This window comes from Gordonibacter pamelaeae 7-10-1-b (assembly GCF_000210055.1).
Taxonomy (GTDB): domain Bacteria; phylum Actinomycetota; class Coriobacteriia; order Coriobacteriales; family Eggerthellaceae; genus Gordonibacter; species Gordonibacter pamelaeae.
The window spans coordinates 235,812-239,612 of the sequence record NC_021021.1; the positions used below are offsets into that span (position 1 = coordinate 235,812).

3 protein-coding genes are annotated in these 3,801 nt (G+C 67.1%); all 3 read right to left on the reverse strand.

The window, feature by feature from the left end; all coding sequences use genetic code 11:
- Positions 1–219: 219 nt before the first annotated feature.
- On the reverse strand, positions 220–1,539 hold the full coding sequence (locus GPA_RS01040) for a GntP family permease (protein ID WP_015538693.1): 1,320 nt from the start codon (positions 1,537–1,539) through the stop codon (positions 220–222).
- Positions 1,540–1,611: 72 nt separating this feature from the next.
- Positions 1,612–2,355 carry a 4Fe-4S dicluster domain-containing protein gene (locus GPA_RS01045; protein WP_015538694.1) on the reverse strand — a complete coding sequence of 248 codons (744 nt, stop codon included), beginning with the start codon at positions 2,353–2,355 and terminating at the stop codon, positions 1,612–1,614.
- Between the two features lie 4 nt (positions 2,356–2,359).
- Positions 2,360–3,801, reverse strand: a 1,442-nt coding sequence (locus GPA_RS01050; RefSeq protein WP_197533051.1) for a molybdopterin-dependent oxidoreductase, incomplete at its 5' end; no start/stop codon positions are given.

The following is a 3,801-nucleotide window of genomic DNA, read 5'->3' on the forward strand; positions in this document are numbered from 1 at the left end:
CCGGCGCCTTCACCTCGTTGGGCGCCTTCCCGGCAACCGGTGTTTCCTTCATGATTGCCCCCTTTGTTAGAGGTGTGACGGGCGTGACAGAGGGGGCGTGACAGAGGGACGGGGATAATGTCTCATTCCCCCTGCGCTTGCAGCAATCGAGGGACTTCGGAGAATGAGACATTATCCCCGTCCCTCTGTCACGCCCTCGAACCTGCGGCGTGCTCGGACCTAAACGATTCCGATGTTCGCCATCACTATCATCACGATCAGCGCGCAGAGCCCCGCGCCGATGGATATGGCCGCGATGTGCTTGTAGGAGTTCTTGTGGTTGAGCCCCATGGCCGCCAGCATGCCGAACATGGCGCCGGAGTTCGGCAGCGCGCCGCCGATGGTGGCCGACGTGGCGATGATCTTCGCGAGGGCGGCCGGGTTCACGCCCGTGGCCAGGTACGGGTCGAGGAAGTTGCCGGCGATGATGCCCACCGCGCCCGAGCCGGAGCCCATGACGCCGCCGAGCACGGCCGCCATGGTGGCGGCGGACACGTAGGTGCCGCCCGGCATGTTGAAGATGGCCTCGTAGATGACCGTGAAACCCACGGAGGCGGCGGCCACGGTGCCCACGCCCACGGCGGCCGAGGTGAACAGCGCAGGCCCGAGGGCCGCCTTGGCGCCGTTGCCCAGCACGTCGCGCTGGCTGTCGATGTGCTTGTGGAACAGGACCATGCTGGCCACGACGGCCGTCACCATGGCGATGTAGATGATGTTCGCCACGCCCAGCTGCGAGCCGACGATGATGATGGCGATGAGCAGCACGAGCGGCAGCAGCGCCACGGCGACGCCCGGCAGCGGCTTGTCGTCGGCCACCTCGGCCTCGCCTGCGGACGTCTCGTAGGTCTCGCCCTTGGCCTGGGCGCGCTTCAGCGCGAACTTGATGTACACGCACGACACCGCGATGGCGACGATCGAGCCCACGATGCCCATGACGGGCGCAGCGGTCAGCGACACGCCGCAGCCGTTCGCGGCGTTGATCCACGCGATGGCGGGCACGCCGGGAATCATGGCCATGGTGAACGAGCAGGCCGCGAGCGTCCAGGCAGCGCAGAACAGGTGCCACGGGATGTTGCACTCTTTGAACAGCGGTCGCGCCAGCGGAATGAGCGCGAACATGGCCACGAACATGGAGATGCCCGCGTAGGTGAGCACCGCGCCCACCGCGGCGATGCCCAGCAGCACGAGGTACGGGCTCTTGGAGCCCACCTTCCCCATGACGGCGTTCGCGATGGCCTTGGCCGCGCCCGACTTGTCCATGAACTCGCCCATGATGGCGCCGCCCATGAAGATGAGCAGGTTCTTCTGTACGAAGCCCGCGAGCCCCGTGACGTACGACGACTCGCCGCCCACCATGGCCGCGGCGATATCCATGCCGTTGGTGAGCGCGATGATGACGGCCGTGACGAGGGACGTGATGAGCACGTTCCACCCCTTCATGGCCGCGATGACGAAGAACACGAGCCCGACGACGATGCCGGCAACCCCTATCCATTCCATAGCTTTCCCCTTTCGTTGGTTTTTCGTTCCCCCGACTCCGGGAGCGCTCGCCAGAGCGCTCCCGGAGCTCTCCTACGCCATATCGTTCCTGGTCGCACGCATGAACTCCACCACGGTGCCGTGCTTCATGCGCAGCTCGTCGCGGCGGACGGTGCCCTCGTCGAAGGAGACGAGGTCCTCGGCGCCCTCGAAGAGCATGCCCAAGTCGCCGCGCTGGCGGTTGAGCGCGATGGCCTCCTCGGCGTCGTAGGGCACAAGCGGCTGCTTCTCGCGCGGGTTCCAGATCAGGAAGGCGGGACCCGTCGCGTCGGGCGCGGGCATGCCCTCGCAGAAGCGCACGTCGCCGTACTTCTCCACCAGCTCGCCGAGCGGGCCGAAGTCGAAGGCCCGCAGCGGGCAGCTCGCCGTGCACGCGGGCTGCATGCCCTCGGCCAGGCGATCGACGCACATGGTGCACTTGCTCATCTTCGTGCCCGGCTCGTCGGAGGCGAAGCGCGGCGCGCCGTAGGGGCACGCATCGTAGCACTTCCGGCAACCGTCGCACTTGTCCTGGTCGACGAGCACGGCGCCGAACTCGTCCTCCTTGTAGAGGGCGCCGTTCGGGCACGCCTTCGCGCACGCCGGGTCCTCGCAATGGCCGCACGGGAACGCCAGCGCGTGCAGGCGGATGTTCGGGAACGTGCCCTGCTCCCACTCGTAGACGCCCATCCACTTCTCGGCGCCCGGCTCGAGGCCGTTCCAATCCTTGCACGCGATGCTGCACGCCTGGCATGCGTAGCAGCGGTTCATGTCGAACATAAATCCGTACTGCGTCATGGTCCTACTCCCTTCCCTCTCCGAGCGCGGCCCGCAGGCCGAGCGCCGCCTTCGCCCCGCGCATGCCGCCGCGCTCCGCCTCCAGGCCGAAGCCCTCGGCGTCGCCATCGGCCAGCTTCTCCACTTCCACGAGGCCGGCCGTGATGAGCGCGCCCAGGATATGCGGCAGGTGCCCGTCGTCGATGAGGATGTTCGGCGTGCCGCGCAGGTCCTGGCCGTACTCGTTCATCTCGGCCGCGGTGCCGTCGGTCTGGTACCACGCGCCGTGGTGCACGGCGGCGGTGCCCGGCATCATGCGGTTCGTCACGTAGGCCGTGAGCACGGTCTCGCCGCGGTCGCTGCTCACGCGGCACAGGTCGCCGTCCTTGATGCCGCGCGCCTGGGCGTCCACGCCCGAGATCCACACGGCGTGGCGGTAGCAGTCCTCGCGCATGAAGGGGTTGTTGTCGTTGCTCGAATGCTGGCGGTAGATGGACACCGGCGACACGAGCGACAGCGGGTACTCCTTCGCCTTCGGGTTGTAGAAGCCGTCGTTCGAGGCCGAGCCGATGTCGCCCTCCACGTAGCTCGGGCTCCACACCGGCATGGGCTCGATCTGCCCGCGCCAGCGCGTTTCGGTCATGTCGTGGTCCTTCACGAAGTTCGACGAGAACTCGATCTTGCCGGTCGGGGTTCCGAAGGGGCTCTCGCCGCGCTCCATGAGGGTCTTGAACGGGTAGTACGGCACGTCCACCTCGGTGCGCACGACGGGGTTGGCGTTGAACTCCTCCCAAGTGGGACGGTGGTCGTACCCCAGGTACGCCATGACGGTCTCGTTGTCGGCCCACTCCTCGAAGGCCTCGCGGTAGATGGCTTCCTGCGCGTCGACCCAATCCTCCCAGGCCACGTCGGCCAGGCGCGGGTTGTAGCCCTGCACCACCTCGTCGCCCAGGCGCTTGGCGATCTCGGTCCACACCCACTCCTTCGAGCGCACCTCGCCGGGGAAGTCCACGCCGCGAGCGCAGAACGTGAAGTAGTTGCGCATGCCGTTCGGGCCGCTCACGAAGCGCTGGTGCCCGTACATGTACTCGTCCATGCCCTCGAACTGCCACACGGGCGCCGGAAGGATGATATCGCAGAGCTCTGCCGTGGGCTGGTTGAGATGCCACTGGAAGCCCCAGTTGAACTCGGTCGACGCCATGCCGGCGAAGCGCTTGTTAACGTTCGAGTGGTTGTTGGCGTAGTTGTTCTCGAATATGATCATCTGGACGTTCGGCAGCGGGGCGTCGTTCGTAGGCGAGCCGATGCGGTGGCGGAACTCGCTCTCGTCCATGCGGCCCTCCCAGTAGTCCTTCTGGCAGGCCAGCACCTCCGTCAGGCAGTTGTTGTTGAACAGCACCGGCACCCGGTAGTCGCCCGGGTCGCGCCCGAAGTCGGCGCGCGGGGCGGGCACGCGGCCGGGCGTGG